Origin of the sequence: Spiroplasma sp. hyd1 (assembly GCF_016082235.1) — a bacterium.
Taxonomy (GTDB): Bacteria; Bacillota_I; Bacilli_A; order Mycoplasmatales; family Mycoplasmataceae; genus Spiroplasma; species Spiroplasma poulsonii.
This window is the reverse complement of sequence record NZ_JXYY01000119.1, coordinates 1-1,064: the sequence shown is the minus strand read 5'-3', so window position 1 is coordinate 1,064 and position 1,064 is coordinate 1. Positions and strand designations below refer to the sequence as shown.

1 protein-coding gene is annotated in these 1,064 nt (G+C 27.5%); it reads left to right on the top strand.

Annotated elements, in window-relative coordinates; all coding sequences use genetic code 4:
* Positions 1-267: 267 nt before the first annotated feature.
* Entirely contained in the window at positions 268-1,011 is a 744-nt protein-coding gene (locus TS70_RS06620) for a hypothetical protein (protein ID WP_040093496.1), read from the top strand.
* Positions 1,012-1,064 lie beyond the last annotated feature (53 nt).

The window sequence follows — 1,064 nt, the reverse complement described above, 5'->3', positions numbered from 1 at the left end:
ACCGTAAAATAAAATAATGTTTTCTTTCCATTAAAAAATCAACTCCTTTCTGAGTTGATTTGTTGCACTTCACTTACACGATGCCTAATAAGGTTTGTTGCACTTCATTTTACATAATTCCAAGCATTAAATTTATGTCTATTAAACAAACACTTACTTTATTCCACCCTTTATCGGTTAACAGATGGTTTTATTCCTAAGTTTATGGTATAATTCATTTATAAGTTAAATTAAATAGATAGGTTATCTTTATAGGGGAGTAATCGTATGAAAAAAGATATGATAATTTTATCAGCTGAAGAGTTCTTGGACTTAGAACCTGATGAAAACATTCGCAAGGTCCGTCATGATGCAGAATATCAATTTGATTATGAAAGTTGAAAAACAGTTCTTTATTCATCGGGAAAATTAAAATTTATTCTTCGTTATGTTCAAGCAATTTTTCGTTGAATGAATGATGTAACTGATTTGTCAGGTCTAACAATTAGTATTAGTGCCATTATTGTTGATAAATTTAATTTTTCATTATTTAAAAATCAACAACATTTATTTAATTGTAGTTTATCAACTAACTTTTATTTAATTTCGGAATCAGAGTGAGCTGAAAGAATTACTGAAGCACATGCTTCAAATTATAATTTAGTTAAAAACCAATTAGTACATGATCCATTAGAAATGGATCATTGAGTTGGTGAAGAAGGTTTTGGAAAGTTCATTAATATGTTATTAATGTTGATTCGTAATTCGAAAAAAATTGATCCATTAACATTGCCAATTCAATGAATTATTGAATTTAAAGATAATAATCTAACAATGTCACGAATGAGAATGCAGATTTCATCATTACAAAATCGAACTGCACCAGAAAATGATTTCATTGTTGACCGCACTAAAGAAACTGTTGAAGAAAAAAATCTTGATCGCGAAAGTGAAGCAGCATTAGAAGGAACTAAAAAAGAAGATAGTGATGATATTGCTTCATGAAATAAATATTATAATGAAGATGCTTAATAATTAAAACAGGTTTAAGTTTATTATAACTTAAACCTGTTTTTTGTTTTTCT